The sequence below is a fragment of the Vogesella amnigena genome, from assembly GCF_042648905.1.
Taxonomy (GTDB): Bacteria; Pseudomonadota; Gammaproteobacteria; order Burkholderiales; family Chromobacteriaceae; genus Vogesella; species Vogesella amnigena.
Genome location: NZ_JBHRYH010000021.1, coordinates 53106 through 71098, shown reverse-complemented (window position 1 = coordinate 71098; position 17993 = coordinate 53106). Strand labels below are relative to the sequence as shown.

Annotated in this window: 14 protein-coding genes and 6 tRNA genes; all 20 read left to right on the top strand. The window is 57.3% G+C overall.

Annotated elements, in window-relative coordinates; translation table 11 throughout:
• The first annotated feature begins 40 nt into the window (after positions 1–40).
• The 20 genes from rsmD (at position 41) to fusA (ending at position 17924) form a co-directional block, all read left to right on the top strand.
• The gene (gene rsmD / locus ACFOKJ_RS10180) at positions 41–592 is read left to right on the top strand and encodes a 16S rRNA (guanine(966)-N(2))-methyltransferase RsmD (protein ID WP_390279203.1); all 552 of its coding nucleotides are present in this window, start codon (positions 41–43) and stop codon (positions 590–592) included.
• A 77-nt stretch (positions 593–669) separates the two neighbouring features.
• Positions 670–921: a YfhL family 4Fe-4S dicluster ferredoxin gene (locus ACFOKJ_RS10175; RefSeq protein ID WP_390279201.1), complete on the top strand. Its 252-nt coding sequence runs from the start codon at positions 670–672 to the stop codon at positions 919–921.
• Positions 922–1051: 130 nt separating this feature from the next.
• Positions 1052–1136 (top strand) — tRNA-Tyr (locus ACFOKJ_RS10170).
• Between the two features lie 46 nt (positions 1137–1182).
• Positions 1183–1256, top strand: a tRNA-Gly gene (locus tag ACFOKJ_RS10165).
• A 12-nt stretch (positions 1257–1268) separates the two neighbouring features.
• Positions 1269–1343, top strand: a tRNA-Thr gene (locus ACFOKJ_RS10160).
• Between the two features lie 40 nt (positions 1344–1383).
• On the top strand, positions 1384–2574 hold the full coding sequence (tuf, locus tag ACFOKJ_RS10155) for an elongation factor Tu (protein WP_390279199.1): 1191 nt from the start codon (positions 1384–1386) through the stop codon (positions 2572–2574).
• Between the two features lie 10 nt (positions 2575–2584).
• Positions 2585–2660 (top strand) — tRNA-Trp (locus tag ACFOKJ_RS10150).
• Between the two features lie 64 nt (positions 2661–2724).
• The gene (gene secE, locus ACFOKJ_RS10145) at positions 2725–3078 is read left to right on the top strand and encodes a preprotein translocase subunit SecE (protein ID WP_390279197.1); all 354 of its coding nucleotides are present in this window, start codon (positions 2725–2727) and stop codon (positions 3076–3078) included.
• 2 nt (positions 3079–3080) lie between these two features.
• The gene (nusG, locus tag ACFOKJ_RS10140) at positions 3081–3614 is read left to right on the top strand and encodes a transcription termination/antitermination protein NusG (RefSeq protein WP_390279196.1); all 534 of its coding nucleotides are present in this window, start codon (positions 3081–3083) and stop codon (positions 3612–3614) included.
• Between the two features lie 91 nt (positions 3615–3705).
• Complete coding sequence (gene rplK, locus ACFOKJ_RS10135; RefSeq protein WP_390279194.1) at positions 3706–4137, top strand: 50S ribosomal protein L11; 432 nt, start codon at positions 3706–3708, stop codon at positions 4135–4137.
• A 1-nt stretch (position 4138) separates the two neighbouring features.
• A complete protein-coding gene (gene rplA / locus ACFOKJ_RS10130; RefSeq protein WP_390279192.1) occupies positions 4139–4834 on the top strand; it encodes a 50S ribosomal protein L1 in 696 nt (231 codons plus the stop codon).
• Between the two features lie 17 nt (positions 4835–4851).
• Positions 4852–4926, top strand: a tRNA-Thr gene (locus ACFOKJ_RS10125).
• Positions 4927–5050: 124 nt separating this feature from the next.
• Positions 5051–5125, top strand: a tRNA-Thr gene (locus ACFOKJ_RS10120).
• Between the two features lie 82 nt (positions 5126–5207).
• Positions 5208–5705: a 50S ribosomal protein L10 gene (gene rplJ, locus ACFOKJ_RS10115; RefSeq protein ID WP_390279190.1), complete on the top strand. Its 498-nt coding sequence runs from the start codon at positions 5208–5210 to the stop codon at positions 5703–5705.
• A gap of 36 nt (positions 5706–5741) precedes the next feature.
• Entirely contained in the window at positions 5742–6113 is a 372-nt protein-coding gene (gene rplL / locus ACFOKJ_RS10110; RefSeq protein ID WP_390279188.1) for a 50S ribosomal protein L7/L12, read from the top strand.
• A gap of 150 nt (positions 6114–6263) precedes the next feature.
• The gene (gene rpoB / locus ACFOKJ_RS10105; protein WP_390279186.1) at positions 6264–10439 is read left to right on the top strand and encodes a DNA-directed RNA polymerase subunit beta; all 4176 of its coding nucleotides are present in this window, start codon (positions 6264–6266) and stop codon (positions 10437–10439) included.
• Between the two features lie 57 nt (positions 10440–10496).
• The gene (gene rpoC / locus ACFOKJ_RS10100) at positions 10497–14687 is read left to right on the top strand and encodes a DNA-directed RNA polymerase subunit beta' (protein ID WP_390279184.1); all 4191 of its coding nucleotides are present in this window, start codon (positions 10497–10499) and stop codon (positions 14685–14687) included.
• A gap of 152 nt (positions 14688–14839) precedes the next feature.
• Entirely contained in the window at positions 14840–15211 is a 372-nt protein-coding gene (gene rpsL / locus ACFOKJ_RS10095; RefSeq protein WP_390279182.1) for a 30S ribosomal protein S12, read from the top strand.
• Positions 15212–15326: 115 nt separating this feature from the next.
• The gene (gene rpsG / locus ACFOKJ_RS10090) at positions 15327–15797 is read left to right on the top strand and encodes a 30S ribosomal protein S7 (protein ID WP_390279180.1); all 471 of its coding nucleotides are present in this window, start codon (positions 15327–15329) and stop codon (positions 15795–15797) included.
• A 27-nt stretch (positions 15798–15824) separates the two neighbouring features.
• Entirely contained in the window at positions 15825–17924 is a 2100-nt protein-coding gene (fusA, locus tag ACFOKJ_RS10085) for an elongation factor G (RefSeq protein ID WP_390279178.1), read from the top strand.
• Positions 17925–17993 lie beyond the last annotated feature (69 nt).

Genomic DNA, 17993 nt, shown 5'->3' with positions numbered 1-17993 from the left:
GAGTCGGGTAGAATCGCGCCCTTGAAATTCAGGAGGATACATGACGCAGCAACGCAACAAGGTGCGCATCATCGGTGGGCAGTATCGCAGAAGGCTGCTGGAGGTGCCGGCAGTGGACGGTCTGCGGCCAACACCTGATCGTGTGCGGGAAACCCTGTTCAACTGGCTGGGTCAGGATCTCTACGGCTTGCGCTGCCTGGATCTGTTTGCTGGCAGCGGTGCGCTGGGATTCGAAGCAGCGTCGCGCGAAGCGAGGGAAGTCGTGCTGGTGGAAAAGGCGCGGGCGGTAGCGGACGGTTTGCGGCGTAACGCCCAGCTGCTAGGTGCGAGCCAGCTGCAAGTGCAGTGCCAGGACGTGCTTGCCTACCTGCGCGGCAATCGCCAGGCCTTCGATATCATTTTTGTCGACCCGCCGTACGGTAGCGACCTGCTGGAGCAGGTGTTGCCGCTGCTGGCGGATAGTCTGGCGCCGCAAGGGCGTATTTACGTGGAAACCGGCAAGGTGCGCGACTTTGCCGGCTGGCAGATACTGCGTTCCATTCGCGCTGGACTGGTGCATGGCTATCTGCTGGCGCGCGAAACTGACATATAAGGTTATAACGGCTCGAACTTGCCTGTGCGCAGGTCGAGTGACAGAATTCACTGTGTGGAATACTTGAGGAAATTACTATGGCTTTGATGATTACTGACGAGTGCATCAACTGCGACGTCTGTGAACCGGAATGCCCGAACAATGCGATTTCGCAGGGCGAAGAAATCTACGTGATCGACCCGAACCTGTGCACCCAGTGCGTGGGTCACTATGATGAGCCGCAGTGCCAGCAGGTCTGTCCGGTAGATTGCATTCCGCTGGATCCGTCTCATGAAGAGACGCAAGAGCAGCTGCATGAAAAATATCTGAAGATCAGTGCCAAGGCCTGATGGCTTTAAGTGACTGATTTGCAACACAGCCCTGTCAACGACAGGGCTGTTTGTTTACGAAATGCGAAAAAAAGCCCGTTTGGGTGTTGACGCGGGTGTGGGGTGTCTATACTATTCGGGCTTCTTTAGCGGCGGGATTCCCGAGCGGTCAAAGGGATCAGACTGTAAATCTGACGGCTCTGCCTTCGAAGGTTCGAATCCTTCTCCCGCCACCAGTTGCTATGAGTCTTGGCGGCGATTGTTTGGTTGTCCGGTTCGTAGGCGGGTGTAGCTCAATGGTAGAGCAGAAGCCTTCCAAGCTTACGACGAGGGTTCGATTCCCTTCACCCGCTCCAAGATTTAAGTTGGCCCATGTAGCTCAGGGGTAGAGCACTCCCTTGGTAAGGGAGAGGTCGGCAGTTCAATTCTGCCCATGGGCACCAGTTATATTTAGCCTTTAACTTGCATTCAGGGAATTTTGCCATGGCAAAGGAAAAGTTCGAGCGGACTAAACCGCACGTAAACGTCGGCACCATCGGTCACGTTGACCATGGTAAAACCACTCTGACCGCTGCTATCACCACCATTCTGTCCAAGAAGTTCGGTGGCGAAGCTAAAGACTACTCCCAGATCGACAGCGCGCCGGAAGAAAAAGCCCGCGGTATTACCATTAACACCGCGCACGTAGAATACGAAACCGCTACCCGCCACTACGCACACGTAGACTGCCCGGGTCACGCTGACTACGTTAAGAACATGATTACCGGTGCCGCCCAGATGGATGGTGCGATCCTGGTATGTTCCGCTGCTGACGGTCCGATGCCGCAGACTCGCGAACACATCCTGCTGTCCCGTCAGGTTGGCGTGCCGTACATCATCGTGTTCCTGAACAAGGCCGACCTGGTGGATGACGCCGAGCTGCTGGAACTGGTGGAAATGGAAGTGCGCGATCTGCTGTCTTCCTACGACTTCCCGGGCGACGACACTCCGATCGTTACTGGTTCTGCTCGTCTGGCGCTGGAAGGCGATCAGTCCGAGTACGGCGAGCCGGCAATCTTCCGTCTGGCTGACGCTCTGGATTCCTACATCCCGACTCCGGAGCGTGCCATCGACAAGCCGTTCCTGCTGCCGATCGAAGACGTATTCTCCATCTCCGGCCGCGGTACCGTGGTTACCGGTCGTGTAGAGCGCGGTATCGTTAAGGTTGGTGAAGAACTGGAAATCGTTGGTCTGAAGGCCACCGTTAAGACCACCTGCACCGGCGTGGAAATGTTCCGCAAGCTGCTGGACCAAGGTCAGGCTGGCGACAACGTTGGCGTGCTGCTGCGTGGTACCAAGCGTGAAGACGTTGAGCGTGGTCAGGTTCTGTCCAAGCCGGGTTCCATTACCCCGCACACCAAGTTCCAGGCATCCGTGTACGTGCTGAGCAAGGATGAAGGTGGTCGTCACACCCCGTTCTTCGCTAACTACCGTCCGCAGTTCTACTTCCGTACTACTGACGTTACCGGCGCAATCAGCCTGGCCGAAGGTGTGGAAATGGTTATGCCGGGTGATAACGTGGAAATCACCGTAGAACTGATCGCTCCGATCGCTATGGAAGATGGTCTGCGTTTCGCGATCCGCGAAGGCGGCCGCACCGTTGGTGCTGGCGTAGTTGCCAAGATCATCGCTTAAGTAAGGTTTTAGGCCAGTAGCTCAATTGGTAGAGTATCGGTCTCCAAAACCGAGGGTTGGGGGTTCGAGACCCTCCTGGCCTGCCAAATAAGACTAACCGGCGTTTTCGCCGGTTAGTCTTTTCACGTATCTGCAACACGAGAAAATCGAATGGACTCGCAAGACAAGATCAAACTTGGCCTGGCTATCCTGTTGGTAGTGGCTGGGGTGGCTGGTTTCTATCTGCTGGCGGCAGATCAGACCGTGCTGCGTGTGGTGCTGTTCATTGCGTCCTTGCTGGCAGCTGCTGCTGTGCTTTGGCAATCGAACATGGGGCGCAGCTTTGTGGTGTACGCCCAGGAGTCGGTGGCGGAGGCGCGCAAAGTGGTGTGGCCGGAGCGCAAGGAGGCTACGCAGCTGACGCTGCTGGTATTTGCGTTTGTTTTCGTGTTGGCGCTGTTCATGTGGCTGGTTGACTCCTCGTTGTCCTGGCTGTTTTATGACGTGTTGCTTCGTCGGGGTTGATTATGGCTAAGCGTTGGTATGTTGTGCATGCGTACTCTGGTTTTGAGAAGAGTGTGCAAAAGGCGCTGAAAGAGCGTATTGAGCGCGAGAGCATGCAGGATCTGTTTGGTCAGGTGCTGGTGCCGGTGGAAGAAGTGGTGGACATCAAGAATGGCCGCCGTTCCATTTCCGAACGCAAGTTCTTCCCGGGCTACGTACTGGTCGAGATGGAAATGACCGACGATACCTGGCACCTGGTGAAAAGCACGCCCAAGGTGACTGGTTTTGTTGGTGGTACGGCCAACCGTCCTGCACCGATTTCCGTAAAGGAAGTCGAGGCCATCATGCAGCAGATGCAGGAGGGTGTGGAGAAGCCGCGTCCCAAGGTGCTGTTCGAAGTGGGTGAAAAGGTGCGTGTCAACGACGGCCCGTTCACCGATTTCAATGGCTCGGTGGATGAAGTGAATTACGAACGTAACAAGCTGCGTGTGTCGGTGCAGATTTTTGGTCGCGACACGCCGGTAGAGCTGGATTTTTCGCAAGTCGAAAAACTGTAAGCTTGTAATTTGAAAAAGCCTAAGATATACTCTTGGGCTCACTTGGGGAGCGCCTTGTTGGCGCGTTATACCCGTTTATTAGGAGTTAATCGTGGCAAAGAAAATTGTAGGCTATATCAAGCTGCAAGTGGCCGCTGGTAAAGCAAACCCGTCGCCGCCGATCGGTCCGGCGCTGGGTCAGCGCGGTCTGAACATCATGGAATTCTGCAAGGCCTTCAACGCTCAGACCCAAGGTCTGGAGCCGGGTATGCCGATTCCGGTGGTGATCACCGCCTACGCCGACAAGTCCTTCACCTTCACCATGAAGACTCCGCCGGCAACCTTCCTGCTGAAGAAAGCTGCTGGCATCAAGTCCGGCTCCGCCAAGGCGCATGTCGACAAGGTCGGCAAAGTGACTCGTGCACAGCTGGAAGAAATCGCCAAGACCAAATCTGCTGACCTGACCGCTGCTGACCTGGATGCTGCCGTACGCACCATCGCTGGTTCTGCTCGTTCCATGGGTCTTGAAGTGGAGGGTCTGTAATATGGCTAAGGTTTCCAAGCGTCTGCAGGCTCTGAACGCTCAGGTTGATCGCAACAAGCTGTACGCAGTTGAAGATGCAATCACCCTGGTAAAAGGTGCTGCTACCGCCAAGTTTGACGAGTCCATCGACGTGGCCGTTAACCTGGGTGTTGATCCGCGTAAATCCGACCAGGTGGTACGTGGCTCCGTTGTTCTGCCGCGTGGTACTGGCAAGTCCGTGCGTGTGGCTGTATTTGCTCAAGGTGCCAACGCCGAAGCCGCCAAGGCTGCCGGTGCTGAAGTTGTCGGTTTCGACGACCTGGCTGAGCAAGTTAAAGCCGGTAACCTGAACTTCGACGTGGTAATTGCTTCCCCGGATGCAATGCGCGTTGTTGGTCAGCTGGGCCAGATCCTGGGTCCGCGTGGCCTGATGCCGAACCCGAAAGTTGGTACCGTAACCCCGAACGTTGCTGAGGCTGTTAAAAACGCCAAGGCTGGTCAGGTTCAGTACCGTACCGACAAGACCGGTATCATTCACGCTACCATCGGTCGCGCGTCTTTCGACGTTGAAGCCCTGCGCGAAAACTTCGCAGCGCTGGTAGATGCCCTGGTTAAAGCCAAACCGGCTGCAGCCAAGGGTCAGTACCTGAAGAAAATCGCCGTATCCAGCACCATGGGTGTTGGTGTACGCGTAGATGTGGCAACTGCTCAGGCTTAATGTCTGACATTGCCCGGGCCCATGTAGCTCAGGGGTAGAGCACTCCCTTGGTAAGGGAGAGGTCGGCAGTTCAATTCTGCCCATGGGCACCAAAGGCTTTGGGCTGGCGGACTTCGGTTCGCCAGATTGTCAAAGACCGTAGGTGTCAACGACTTAATGCTCCTTGTGAGTAGCCTACGCAGACGGTGTACCCTTAGAAGGCTGTATCAACGATACGCTCATGTAGCTCAGGGGTAGAGCACTCCCTTGGTAAGGGAGAGGTCGGCGGTTCAATTCCGCCCATGAGCACCATCCGTTTGTATGTCTCCTGATTAGGTCGCCGCTGCAAAGAGGAGCAGGATATCCTGCTTCATTTCAGTCTAGGAGGTGGACCTTGAGTCTCAATATCGAAGATAAAAAGGCGGTCGTCGCTGAAGTATCTGCACAACTGGCAGATGCTCAGACGGTAGTTATCGCTGAGTATCGGGGCATCGAGGTTAGCAGCATGACCAAACTGCGTGCCAAGGCACGTGAGAATGGTGTTTACCTGCGCGTTCTGAAGAACACGCTGGTGCGTCGTGCGGTAGCCGGTACCCAGTTCGAAGCTCTGGCCGATCAGATGGTTGGCCCGCTGGTATACGGTGTTTCCGTTGACGCAGTTGCTGCTGCCAAAGTGCTGCATCAATTTGCCAAAGAAGACAACAAGATTGTCATCAAGGCAGGTTCCTACAACGGCAAGCTGCTGAACGCTGCCGAAGTAACCGAACTGGCTTCCATTCCGAGCCGCGAAGAGCTGCTGTCCAAGCTGCTGTTCGTTATGCAGGCTCCGGTATCCGGTTTTGCCCGTGCTCTGGCCGCTCTGGCCGAGAAGAAGCAATCCGAAGCCGCTTAATCAATTCGACATACCCCATATTCAGGAGTTATACAAATGGCTATCACCAAAGAAGATATCCTCGAAGCAGTTGCTGGTCTGACCGTTATGGAACTGAACGACCTGGTTAAGGCGTTCGAAGAGAAGTTCGGCGTTTCCGCTGCTGCTGTTGCCGTTGCTGGCCCGGCTGCTGGTGGCGCTGCTGCTGCTGAAGAGAAGACCGAATTCGACGTAATCCTGACCGCCGCTGGCGACAACAAGGTTAACGTGATCAAGGTAGTTCGTGCACTGACCGGTCTGGGCCTGAAAGAAGCCAAGGATCTGGTAGACGGCGCTCCGAAAGCTGTTAAAGAAGGCGTATCCAAGGCTGAAGCCGAAGACGTTGCCAAGCAGCTGACCGAAGCCGGTGCTAAGGCTGAAGTAAAATAATCTTCCTTAGGGAAGATTGTTGAGGCTGGCGGAGAAATCCGCCAGCCTTGTTGCGCTTGTAATGCTTTGCAAGTGGGCAAAGGTCAGCAATCAAGTTGAATGTGGCTGCTGACGTTTGATTTCTTGCGCCACCCCTCCGATGGAGACTCTATGAGTTATTCGTTTACTGAGAAGAAGCGTATTCGTAAAAGCTTTGCGAAGCGTAACACCGTTCTCGACGTCCCATTCCTGCTGGCGACCCAGATCGATTCGTACACCGAGTTCCTCCAGCTGGGTGTGCCGTTTGATCAGCGCAAGGATGCAGGCCTGCAGGCCGCATTCAAGTCGATCTTCCCGATCGTTAGCCACAATGGCTTTGCGCGTCTGGACTTCGTGCACTACATCCTGGGCGAGCCGCCGTTTGACGTGCAGGAATGTCAGCTGCGTGGCATTACTTTTGCCGCACCGCTGCGCGCCCGTATCCGCCTGACCATCATGGACAAGGAATCGTCCAAGCCAGTGGTGAAGGAAGTACGCGAAAACGAAGTGTACATGGGCGAAATCCCGCTGATGACCTCGAACGGTTCGTTCATCATCAACGGTACCGAGCGTGTCATCGTTTCCCAGCTGCACCGTTCCCCGGGCGTGTTCTTCGAGCACGACCGCGGCAAGACGCATTCTTCCGGTAAACTGCTGTTCTCCGCTCGCGTGATTCCTTACCGCGGCTCTTGGCTGGACTTCGAGTTCGATGCCAAGGATCAGCTGTTCTTCCGTATCGACCGCCGCCGCAAGATGCCGGTGTCCATTCTGCTGAAGGCACTGGGCTACACCAACGAGCGTATTCTGTCCGAGTTCTACAACACCGATACCTTCTACCTGACTGGTGAAGGTGTGTTTATGAAGGTGGTGGCAGAGCGTCTGAAGGGTGAGGTTGCCAAGTCCGACATCGTGGACAAGGATGGCAAGCTGATCGTTGCCAAGGACAAGCGCATTACCGCCAAGCATATTCGCGACATCGGTGCGGCCAACCTGGACCGTATCGAAGTGCCGTTCGATGTGCTGGTAGGCAAGGTGCTGGCCAAGAACGTGGTAGCGCCGGAAACCGGCGAAGTGATCGCGCGTGCCAATGACGAGATCACCGACGAGCTGCTGGCCAAGATGGATATCCAGGACGTGACCGAGGTCGAGGTGCTGTACACCAACGATCTGGATCACGGTGCCTACATCGCCCAGACCCTGCGTGGCGACGACACTGCTGACCAGCTGGCTGCTCGCGTAGCCATCTACCGCATGATGCGTCCGGGCGAACCGCCGACCGAAGATGCTGTTGAGCAACTGTTCCAGCGCCTGTTCTTCAACGAGGACAGCTACGACCTGTCCCGTGTTGGCCGCATGAAGTTCAACACCCGTACTTTCCAGTACAAGTTCGATGATAAGTCCCCGGACTGGTTCCGCAGCCTGATCGGCGAGAAATTCGCCTCGCGCCGCGATTCCATCGATGGCGTACTGGCCACCGAAGACATCGTGTCCGTGATCGCCATCCTGTGCGAACTGCGTAACGGCCGTGGCGAAGTGGATGACATCGATCACCTGGGCAACCGTCGCGTGCGTTCGGTAGGCGAACTGGCCGAGAACCAGTTCCGCGCCGGTCTGGTGCGTGTCGAGCGTGCAGTGAAGGAACGCCTGAATCAGGCTGAATCCGAAAACCTGATGCCGCACGACCTGATCAACGCCAAGCCGGTATCGGCCGCGATCAAGGAATTCTTCGGCTCCAGCCAGCTGTCGCAGTTCATGGATCAGACCAACCCGCTGTCCGAAGTGACCCACAAGCGCCGTGTATCGGCCCTGGGCCCGGGCGGTCTGACCCGCGAACGCGCCGGCTTCGAGGTGCGCGACGTACACCCGACCCACTACGGCCGTGTGTGCCCGATCGAAACCCCGGAAGGTCCGAACATTGGTCTGATCAACTCGCTGGCGGTATTTGCCCGTACCAACGAGTTCGGTTTCCTGGAAACGCCGTACCGCAAGGTGATCGACGGCAAGGTAACCAACGAGATCGAATACCTGTCCGCCATCGAAGAAGGTCGCTACGTGATTGCGCAGGCCAACGCCGAGCTGGATGCCGAAGGCACCCTGATCGACGAACTGGTTACCTGCCGTGAAAAGGGCGAAACCATTCTGGCGACTCCGGACCGCGTACAGTACATGGACGTGGCAACCGGCCAGGTAGTGTCTGTGGCAGCTTCGCTGATTCCGTTCCTGGAACACGATGACGCCAACCGTGCACTGATGGGCGCCAACATGCAGCGTCAGGCCGTACCGTGCCTGCGCCCGGAAAAACCGATGGTGGGTACTGGCATCGAGCGTGCCGTGGCCGTCGACTCCGGTACTACCGTGATCGCCCGTCGTGGCGGCGTAGTGGACTACGTTGACGCCAACCGCGTGGTTGTTCGCGTGAACGATGAAGAGGCCATGGCCGGTGAAGTGGGTGTGGATATCTACAACTTCACCAAGTTCACCCGTTCCAACCAGAACACCAACATCAACCAGCGTCCGATCGTGAAAGTTGGCGATCTGATCGCTCGCGGCGACGTGGTGGCTGATGGTGCTTCCACCGATATCGGCGAACTGGCGCTGGGTCAGAACATGACCATCGCCTTCATGCCATGGAACGGCTACAACTTCGAAGACTCGATCCTGATCTCCGAAAAAGTGGTGGCTGACGACCGTTACACCTCGATTCACATCGAGGAACTGTCGGTAGTGGCACGTGACACCAAGCTGGGTCCGGAAGAAATCACCCGCGACATCCCGAACCTGTCCGAGCGCATGGCCGGCCGTCTGGATGACTCCGGTATCGTCTACATCGGTGCCGAAGTGAACGCCGGTGACGTACTGGTAGGCAAGGTTACCCCGAAGGGCGAAACCCAGCTGACCCCGGAAGAGAAACTGCTGCGAGCGATCTTCGGTGAGAAGGCGTCCGATGTGAAGGACACCTCGCTGCGCGTACCGACCGGCATGGTCGGCACCGTGATCGACGTACAGGTGTTCACCCGCGAGGGTATCGAGCGCGACAAGCGTGCTCAGTCCATCATTGATGCTGAACTGAAGCGCTACCGTCTGGACCTGAATGACCAGCTGCGTATTTTCGATAACGATGCCTTCAGCCGTATCGAGCGCCTGATCGTGGGCAAGCCGGCCAACGGTGGTCCGAAGCGTCTGGCCAAGGGTACCGAGATCAATGCCGAGTACCTGGAAAGCCTGACCTCCAAGCACGAATGGTTCGACATCCGCATGGCCGATGAAGACATCGCCAAGCAGCTGGAACTGATCAAGGAAAGCCTGGCGCAGAAGCGTGAAGAATTCGACCTCAAGTTCGAAGACAAGAAGCGCAAGCTGACCCAGGGCGACGAACTGCCGCCGGGCGTGCAGAAGATGGTCAAGGTGTACATCGCCGTGAAGCGTCGTCTGCAGGCTGGTGACAAGATGGCCGGTCGTCACGGTAACAAGGGTGTGGTATCGCGCATCCTGCCGGTGGAAGACATGCCGTACATGGCCGATGGCCGTCCGGTAGACATCGTGCTGAACCCGCTGGGCGTACCGTCGCGTATGAACATCGGTCAGATTCTGGAAGTGCACCTGGGCTGGGCTGCCAAGGGTATCGGCGAACGCATCGACCGCATGCTCAAGCAACAGCAGGGCGTGGAACAGATTCGCAGCTACCTGCAGAGCATCTACAACGAGACCGGCAAGCAAGAGCCGATCGCCGAGATGACCGAGCGCGAAATCCTGCTGCTGGCGGACAACCTGCGCAAGGGCATGACCTTCGCCACGCCGGTATTCGACGGTGCCAAGGAAACCGAGATTCGCCAGATGCTGGACCTGGCCTACCCGGATGCCGACCCGCATACCGAGCAGCTGGAGTTCAACAGCAGCAAGACCCAGATGACCCTGTTCGATGGCCGCTCCGGCGAAGCCTTCGACCGCAAGGTTACCGTGGGTGTGATGCACTACCTGAAGCTGCATCACTTGGTAGACGACAAGATGCACGCCCGTTCCACCGGCCCGTACTCGCTGGTTACCCAGCAGCCGCTGGGTGGTAAGGCGCAGTTCGGTGGTCAGCGTTTCGGTGAGATGGAAGTGTGGGCGCTGGAAGCCTACGGTGCCGCCTACACCCTGCAGGAAATGCTGACGGTGAAGTCGGACGATGTGACCGGCCGTACCAAGATCTACGAAAACATCGTCAAGGGCGAACACAAGATCGATGCCGGCATGCCGGAATCCTTCAACGTGCTGGTGAAGGAAATCCGCTCGCTGGGTCTGGACATCGACCTGGAACGTTATTAATTAGGCAAGGTGCCTGCGGCCAACGTTGGCCGCAGGTCCCTCCTGAATGGAGACGCAATGAAAGCTCTGCTCGATCTCTTTAAGCAAGTTACGCAAGAAGAAGAGTTTGATGCGATTAAGATCGGCATCGCCTCCCCGGACAAGATCCGTTCCTGGTCGTTCGGCGAAGTAAAAAAACCGGAAACCATCAACTACCGTACCTTCAAGCCGGAACGCGATGGCCTGTTCTGCGCCCGCATCTTCGGCCCGGTGAAGGATTACGAGTGCCTGTGCGGCAAGTACAAGCGCCTGAAGCATCGCGGTGTGATCTGCGAGAAGTGCGGCGTGGAAGTGACCTTGTCCAAGGTGCGTCGCGAGCGCATGGGCCACATCGAGCTGGCCAGCCCGACCGCGCACATCTGGTTCCTGAAGTCGCTGCCGTCCCGTCTGGGTATGGTGCTGGACATGACGCTGCGCGACATCGAGCGTGTACTGTACTTCGAAGCATTCGTGGTAACCGAGCCGGGGCTGACCAGCCTGCAGCGCGGCCAACTGCTGAGCGAAGAAGACTACCTCGACAAGCTGGACCAGTACGGTGAAGAGTTCGAAGCCCTGATGGGCGCGGAAGCCGTGCGCGAACTGCTGAAGAAGCTGGATCTGGCCGGCGAGATTGAATCGCTGCGCCGTGAACTGGAGTCCACCAGCTCCGACACCAAGATCAAGAAGATCGCCAAGCGCCTGAAGGTGCTGGAGGCGTTCCAGCGTTCCGGCATGAAGCCGGAATGGATGATCATGGAAGTGCTGCCGGTGCTGCCGCCGGAACTGCGCCCGCTGGTACCGCTGGATGGTGGCCGTTTCGCTACCTCCGACCTGAACGACCTGTACCGTCGCGTGATCAACCGTAACAACCGTCTGAAGCGCCTGCTGGAACTGCGTGCTCCGGACATCATCGTGCGCAACGAAAAGCGCATGCTGCAGGAATCGGTTGACTCGCTGCTGGACAACGGCCGTCGCGGCAAGGCGATGACTGGCGCCAACAAGCGTCCGCTGAAGTCGCTGGCTGACATGATCAAGGGTAAGGGCGGTCGTTTCCGTCAGAACCTGCTGGGTAAGCGCGTGGACTACTCCGGTCGTTCCGTGATTACCGTGGGCCCGACCCTGCGTCTGCATCAGTGCGGTCTGCCGAAGAAAATGGCGCTGGAACTGTTCAAGCCCTTCATCTTCCACAAGCTGGAAGTGCTGGGCCTGGCTTCCACCATCAAGGCTGCCAAGAAGCTGGTTGAACAGGAAGTGCCGGAAGTGTGGGACATCCTGGAAGACGTCATCAAGGAACACCCGGTACTGCTGAACCGTGCGCCGACCCTGCACCGTCTGGGTATTCAGGCGTTCGAGCCGCTGCTGATCGAAGGCAAGGCCATTCAGCTGCACCCGCTGGTCTGCGCGGCATTCAACGCCGACTTCGACGGTGACCAGATGGCCGTACACGTGCCGCTGAGCCTGGAAGCGCAGATGGAGGCCCGCACCCTGATGCTGGCAACCAACAACGTGCTGTCGCCAGCCAACGGCGAGCCGATCATCGTGCCGTCGCAGGATATCGTGCTGGGTCTGTACTACATGACTCGCGACAAGATCAACGGCAAGGGCGAAGGCATGCTGTTCGCCGACACCGGCGAAGTGCATCGTGCCTATGAAACCCGTCAGGTTGAACTGGCTACCCGCATCACCGTGCGTCTGCGCGAGTGGGTGCGTGACGAGCAGGGTGAACTGGTGCCGGTGATGAAGCGCCACGAAACTACCGTTGGCCGCGCGATCCTGTCCGAAATCATGCCGCGTGGTCTGCCGTTCGAGCACATCAACAAGGCACTGAAGAAGAAAGAGATCTCCAAGCTGATCAACGCGTCGTTCCGTCGTTGCGGCATCCGCGATACCGTGATCTTCGCCGACCAGCTGATGTACACCGGTTTTGCCTACTCGACCCGCGGTGGTATCTCCATTTGCGTGGACGACATGCAGATCCCGGCCAAGAAGTTCGACCTGCTGGGCGATGCCCAGAAGGAAGTGAAGGAAATCGAGGAACAGTACCGTCAGGGTCTGGTTACCCAGGGTGAGCGCTACAACAAGGTAGTGGATATCTGGGGCCGCACCGGCGACAAGATCGCCAAGGCCATGATGGACGAGCTGTCCAAGCAGAAGGTGCTGGATCGCGATGGCAAGGAAGTCGATCAAGAATCGTTCAACTCGATTTACATGATGGCCGACTCCGGCGCCCGTGGTTCCGCGGCGCAGATCAAGCAGCTGGCTGGTATGCGTGGCCTGATGGCCAAGCCGGATGGTTCCATTATTGAAACCCCGATTACCGCCAACTTCCGCGAAGGCCTGACGGTTCTGCAGTACTTTATCTCCACCCACGGTGCACGTAAGGGTCTGGCGGATACCGCACTGAAGACCGCCAACTCCGGTTACCTGACTCGCCGTCTGGTGGACGTGACTCAGGATCTGGTGGTGATCGAGGATGATTGCGGCACCAGCAACGGCTTCGCCATGAAGGCGGTAGTGCAGGGCGGTGACGTGATCGAGCCGCTGCGCGACCGTATCCTTGGCCGCGTAACCGCTACCGACGTAGTGGATCCGTCCAGCAGCGAAACAGTGATCGAAGCGGGCACCCTGCTCGACGAGAGCCTGGTCGACATGATCGACAATCTGGGCATCGACGAAGTCAAGGTACGCACTGCCATCACTTGCGACACCCGTTACGGTCTGTGCGCGCAGTGTTACGGTCGCGACCTGGCACGCGGCAAGCGCGTGAACGCCGGCGAAGCCGTTGGTGTGATCGCCGCCCAGTCGATTGGTGAGCCGGGTACCCAGCTGACCATGCGTACCTTCCACATCGGTGGTGCGGCATCGCGAAATGCAGCTGCCAGCCAGGTAGAAGGTAAGTCCAACGGTACCGTACGCTTCTCCAGCCAGATGCGTTACGTGGCCAACACCAAGGGTGAGCTGATCGTGATCAGCCGCTCCGGTGAGGTAGTGATTCACGATGATGCCGGTCGCGAGCGCGAGCGTCACAAGGTACCGTACGGTGCCACCCTGATGGTGACCGATGGTCTGTCCATCAAGGCTGGCGCAGTGCTGGCAACCTGGGACCCGCATACCCGCCCGATCATCACCGAGTACGCTGGCCGCGTGAAGTTCGAGAACGTGGAAGAGGGCGCAACCGTTGCCAAGCAGACCGACGAAGTTACCGGTCTGTCCACTCTGGTGGTTATCGACAACAAGCGTCGCGCATCGGCTCAGTCCAAGATGCTGCGTCCGCTGGTGAAACTGCTGGATGAAACCGGTAACGAAGTGAAACTTGCCGGTTCGGATGCCTCGGTATCCATTACCTTCCAGGTTGGCGCGATCATTACCGTGCGTGACGGTCAGGAAGTGGGCAAGGGTGAAGTACTGGCGCGTATTCCGCAGGAATCGTCCAAGACCCGCGACATTACCGGTGGTCTGCCGCGTGTAGCCGAGCTGTTCGAAGCGCGTTCGCCGAAAGATGCCGGCATGCTGGCCGAAGTGACCGGTACCGTTTCCTTCGGCAAGGACACCAAGGGCAAGCAACGCCTGATCATCACCGATCTGGACGGCAACGGCTACGAAAGCCTGATCCCGAAAGACAAGCACGTGCTGGTGCACGATGGCCAGGTGGTGAACCGTGGTGAACTGATTGTCGATGGCGCCGTGGATCCGCACGACATCCTGCGTCTGCAGGGTATCGAGGCTCTGGCTCGTTACATCTGTCAGGAAGTGCAGGAAGTTTACCGACTGCAGGGTGTGAAGATTAACGACAAGCACATCGAGGTGATTGTTCGCCAGATGCTGCGTCGCGTGATCATCATCGATTCCGGTGATACCGACTTCATCCAGGGTGAGCAGGTTGAACGCGCCGAGGTGCTGGAAACCAACGATCGCATGGCGGCAGAAGACAAGCTGCCGGCACAGTACGAAAACGTGCTGCTGGGTATCACCAAGGCATCGCTGTCCACCGACTCCTTCATCTCTGCGGCTTCCTTCCAGGAAACCACGCGCGTGCTGACCGAAGCCGCGATCATGGGCAAGAAGGATGATCTGCGCGGTCTGAAAGAGAACGTGATCGTGGGTCGTCTGATTCCGGCAGGTACCGGCCTGGCCTACCATCGCAACCGTCGCCGTCTGGGTGGTAGCGAAACTGGCCTGGAGTTTGGCGTGCTGGAAGCACCGGTAGAAGCAGACAGCTCCGAGCTGTAAGCTGTACTTGCTGTAAAAAACGCTGTCCTTTCAACGGTTAACGTTGGAAGGGCGGCGTTTTTTTATTGACGTTACCAGTTGACCAAAATATAATCGCGGACTCTCTTGGCGGTATGGTGCCGCCAAAGAGTATCAACTAGGAACTGATAGTAATGCCAACCATTAACCAACTCGTTCGCAAGGGCCGCGTAGCGGTTACCTCGAAGAGCAAGGTGCCTGCACTGGAAGCCTGCCCGCAGAAGCGCGGCGTGTGCACCCGTGTATACACCACTACCCCGAAGAAGCCGAACTCCGCTCTGCGTAAAGTGTGCAAGGTTCGCCTGACCAACGGTTTCGAAGTGATTTCCTACATTGGTGGTGAAGGTCACAACCTGCAGGAACACTCCGTAGTGCTGATCCGTGGCGGTCGTGTGAAAGACTTGCCGGGTGTGCGTTACCACACCGTACGCGGTTCCCTGGATACCGCAGGCGTGAAAGATCGTAAGCAGGCACGTTCGAAGTACGGCGCTAAGCGTCCTAAGTAATAACTGCCCTAAGAACATTGCTTAGTGCGGCAGCGGCTTTATGCCGTTGAGTAAGTGACTGCCTTGCTGGGTGGTCGCGAGCAGATAGCTCAACTGAATATTTGAAGGAATTAACATGCCACGTCGCAGAGAAGTGCCCAAGCGCGATATCCTGCCGGATCCGAAGTTTGGTAGCCAGGATCTGACCAAATTCATGAACGTTGTAATGATCGACGGCAAGAAGTCTGTTGCCGAACGCATCATTTACGGCGCCCTCGCTCAAATCGAGAAGAAAACCGGTAAGAACGCTATCGAAGTGTTCAATACCGCTATCTCCAATGCCAAGCCGGTCGTTGAAGTGAAGAGCCGCCGTGTAGGTGGTGCTAACTATCAAGTTCCTGTTGAAGTACGCCCGTCCCGTCGACTGGCTCTGGCAATGCGCTGGCTGCGTGATGCAGCGCGCAAGCGTGGCGAGAAGTCCATGGATCTGCGCCTGGCCGGCGAGCTGATCGACGCGGCCGAAGGTCGTGGCGGCGCCATGAAGAAGCGTGACGAAGTGCACCGTATGGCAGAAGCCAACAAGGCCTTCTCCCACTTCCGCTTCTAATCTCAATCCTGCGAAAGGATTCTGGCCATGGCTAGAAAGACCCCCATTGAGCGCTACCGTAATATCGGTATTTCGGCGCACATTGATGCTGGTAAGACCACTACTACCGAACGTATTCTGTTCTACACCGGTGTAAACCATAAGATCGGTGAAGTGCATGATGGCGCCGCCACCATGGACTGGATGGAACAGGAACAGGAGCGTGGTATTACCATTACCTCCGCTGCTACCACTACCTTCTGGAAAGGTATGGGCATGCAGTTCCCGGAGCACCGCTTCAACATCATCGACACCCCGGGCCACGTGGACTTCACCATTGAGGTGGAGCGTTCCATGCGCGTACTGGACGGTGCGGTAATGGTGTACTGCGCGGTAGGTGGTGTACAGCCGCAGTCTGAAACCGTATGGCGTCAGGCTAACAAGTACAAGGTTCCGCGTATTGCCTTCGTGAACAAGATGGACCGTCAGGGTGCCAACTTCTTCCGTGCCGTAGAACAGGTTAAGACCCGTCTGCGTGGCAACCCGGTGCCTATCGTTGTGCCTATCGGTGCTGAAGATGGTTTCGAGGGTGTTGTTGACCTGCTGAAGATGAAGGCCATCATTTGGGACGAAGCTTCCCAGGGCATGAAATTCGAGTACGGCGAGATCCCCGCTGACCTGGTCGCAGTGGCAGAAGAGTGGCGCGAGAAAATGGTTGAAGCGGCGGCGGAAGTCGACGAAGAGACCATGAACAAGTACCTGGAAGGCGAAACCCTGACGGAAGAAGAAATCGTCAGCGGTCTGCGTCAGCGTACCCTGCGTTGCGAAATCCAGCCGATGCTGTGTGGTTCCGCGTTCAAGAACAAAGGCGTACAGCGCATGCTGGACGCTGTTGTTGAACTGCTGCCGAGCCCGCTGGACGTGCCGCCGGTACCGGGCGAGAACGAAGACGGTTCCGCTACCGTTCGCGAAGCTTCCGACGATGCTCCGTTCTCCGCGCTGGCATTCAAGCTGATGAACGACCCGTACGTAGGTCAGCTGACCTTCTTCCGCGTTTACTCCGGTGTGGTGAATTCTGGCGACACCCTGCTGAACTCGGTGAAGGGCAAGAAAGAGCGCATGGGCCGTATCGTGCAGATGCACGCTAACGACCGCCAGGAAATCACCGAAGTGCGCGCCGGCGACATCGCCGCGGGTATTGGTCTGAAAGAAGTGACCACCGGTGAAACCCTGTGTGCGGTTGACGCGCCGATCATTCTGGAACGTATGGTATTCCCGGAGCCGGTGATTCACGTTGCCGTAGAGCCGAAAACCAAGGCTGACCAAGAGAAGATGGGCGTTGCCCTGAACCGCCTGGCCAAGGAAGATCCGTCCTTCCGCGTGCGTACCGATGAAGAATCGGCGCAGACCATCATTTCCGGTATGGGTGAACTGCACCTGGAGATTCTGGTTGACCGTATGCGTCGCGAATTCGGTGTAGAAGCCAACGTGGGCGCTCCGCAGGTTGCCTACCGTGAAACCATCACCAAGTCGGTTGCTGACGTGCAGGGTAAGCATGCCAAGCAGTCCGGTGGTAAGGGTCAGTACGGTGATTGTACGATCACTCTGGAGCCGTCCGGCGAAGGTAATGGCTACAAGTTCATCGACGAGATCAAAGGTGGTGTGATCCCGCGTGAATTCATTCCGTCCGTTGATAAGGGTATCCGTAACTCGCTGAACAACGGCATTCTGGCTGGCTACCCGGTGGTGGACGTGACTGTTCGTCTGACCTTCGGTTCCTACCACGACGTTGACTCCTCGCAGATCGCGTTCGAACTGGCTGGCGCCCTGGCTTTCAAAGAAGCCATGCGTCGTGCCGGTCCGTGCATCCTCGAGCCGATGATGGCTGTGGAAGTAGAAACCCCGGAAGAGTACATGGGCGATGTAATGGGCGACCTGAACCGTCGTCGTGGCATCGTACAGGGCATGGACGACGATGGCGTGGGTGGCAAGAAGATCCGTGCTGAGGTACCGCTGTCCGAAATGTTCGGTTACTCCACCGACCTGCGTTCCGCAACCCAGGGTCGTGCTACCTACTCCATGGAGTTCAAGCACTACTCTGAAGCACCGCGACATATCGCTGACGCTGTAATGGCGGCACGTAAGTAATCTGCGCGAAGAGGTTGGCCGCATGCGGCCAACCTTCACTCTGTTTGTTCTTTAAATTAAGGATTTTTG

Bases quoted from the DNA above. Each gene is read 5' to 3' on its own strand.
- rpoB (WP_390279186.1), top strand. From the start codon at position 6,264: ATGAGTTATTCGTTTACTGAGAAGAAGCGTATTCGTAAAAGCTTTGCG.
- rplA (WP_390279192.1), top strand. From the start codon at position 4,139: ATGGCTAAGGTTTCCAAGCGTCTGCAGGCTCTGAACGCTCAGGTTGAT.
- rpoC (WP_390279184.1), top strand. From the start codon at position 10,497: ATGAAAGCTCTGCTCGATCTCTTTAAGCAAGTTACGCAAGAAGAAGAG.
- tuf (WP_390279199.1), top strand. From the start codon at position 1,384: ATGGCAAAGGAAAAGTTCGAGCGGACTAAACCGCACGTAAACGTCGGC.
- fusA (WP_390279178.1), top strand. From the start codon at position 15,825: ATGGCTAGAAAGACCCCCATTGAGCGCTACCGTAATATCGGTATTTCG.
- nusG (WP_390279196.1), top strand. From the start codon at position 3,081: ATGGCTAAGCGTTGGTATGTTGTGCATGCGTACTCTGGTTTTGAGAAG.
- rsmD (WP_390279203.1), top strand. From the start codon at position 41: ATGACGCAGCAACGCAACAAGGTGCGCATCATCGGTGGGCAGTATCGC.
- rpsG (WP_390279180.1), top strand. From the start codon at position 15,327: ATGCCACGTCGCAGAGAAGTGCCCAAGCGCGATATCCTGCCGGATCCG.
- secE (WP_390279197.1), top strand. From the start codon at position 2,725: ATGGACTCGCAAGACAAGATCAAACTTGGCCTGGCTATCCTGTTGGTA.
- ACFOKJ_RS10175 (WP_390279201.1), top strand. From the start codon at position 670: ATGGCTTTGATGATTACTGACGAGTGCATCAACTGCGACGTCTGTGAA.
- rpsL (WP_390279182.1), top strand. From the start codon at position 14,840: ATGCCAACCATTAACCAACTCGTTCGCAAGGGCCGCGTAGCGGTTACC.
- rplL (WP_390279188.1), top strand. From the start codon at position 5,742: ATGGCTATCACCAAAGAAGATATCCTCGAAGCAGTTGCTGGTCTGACC.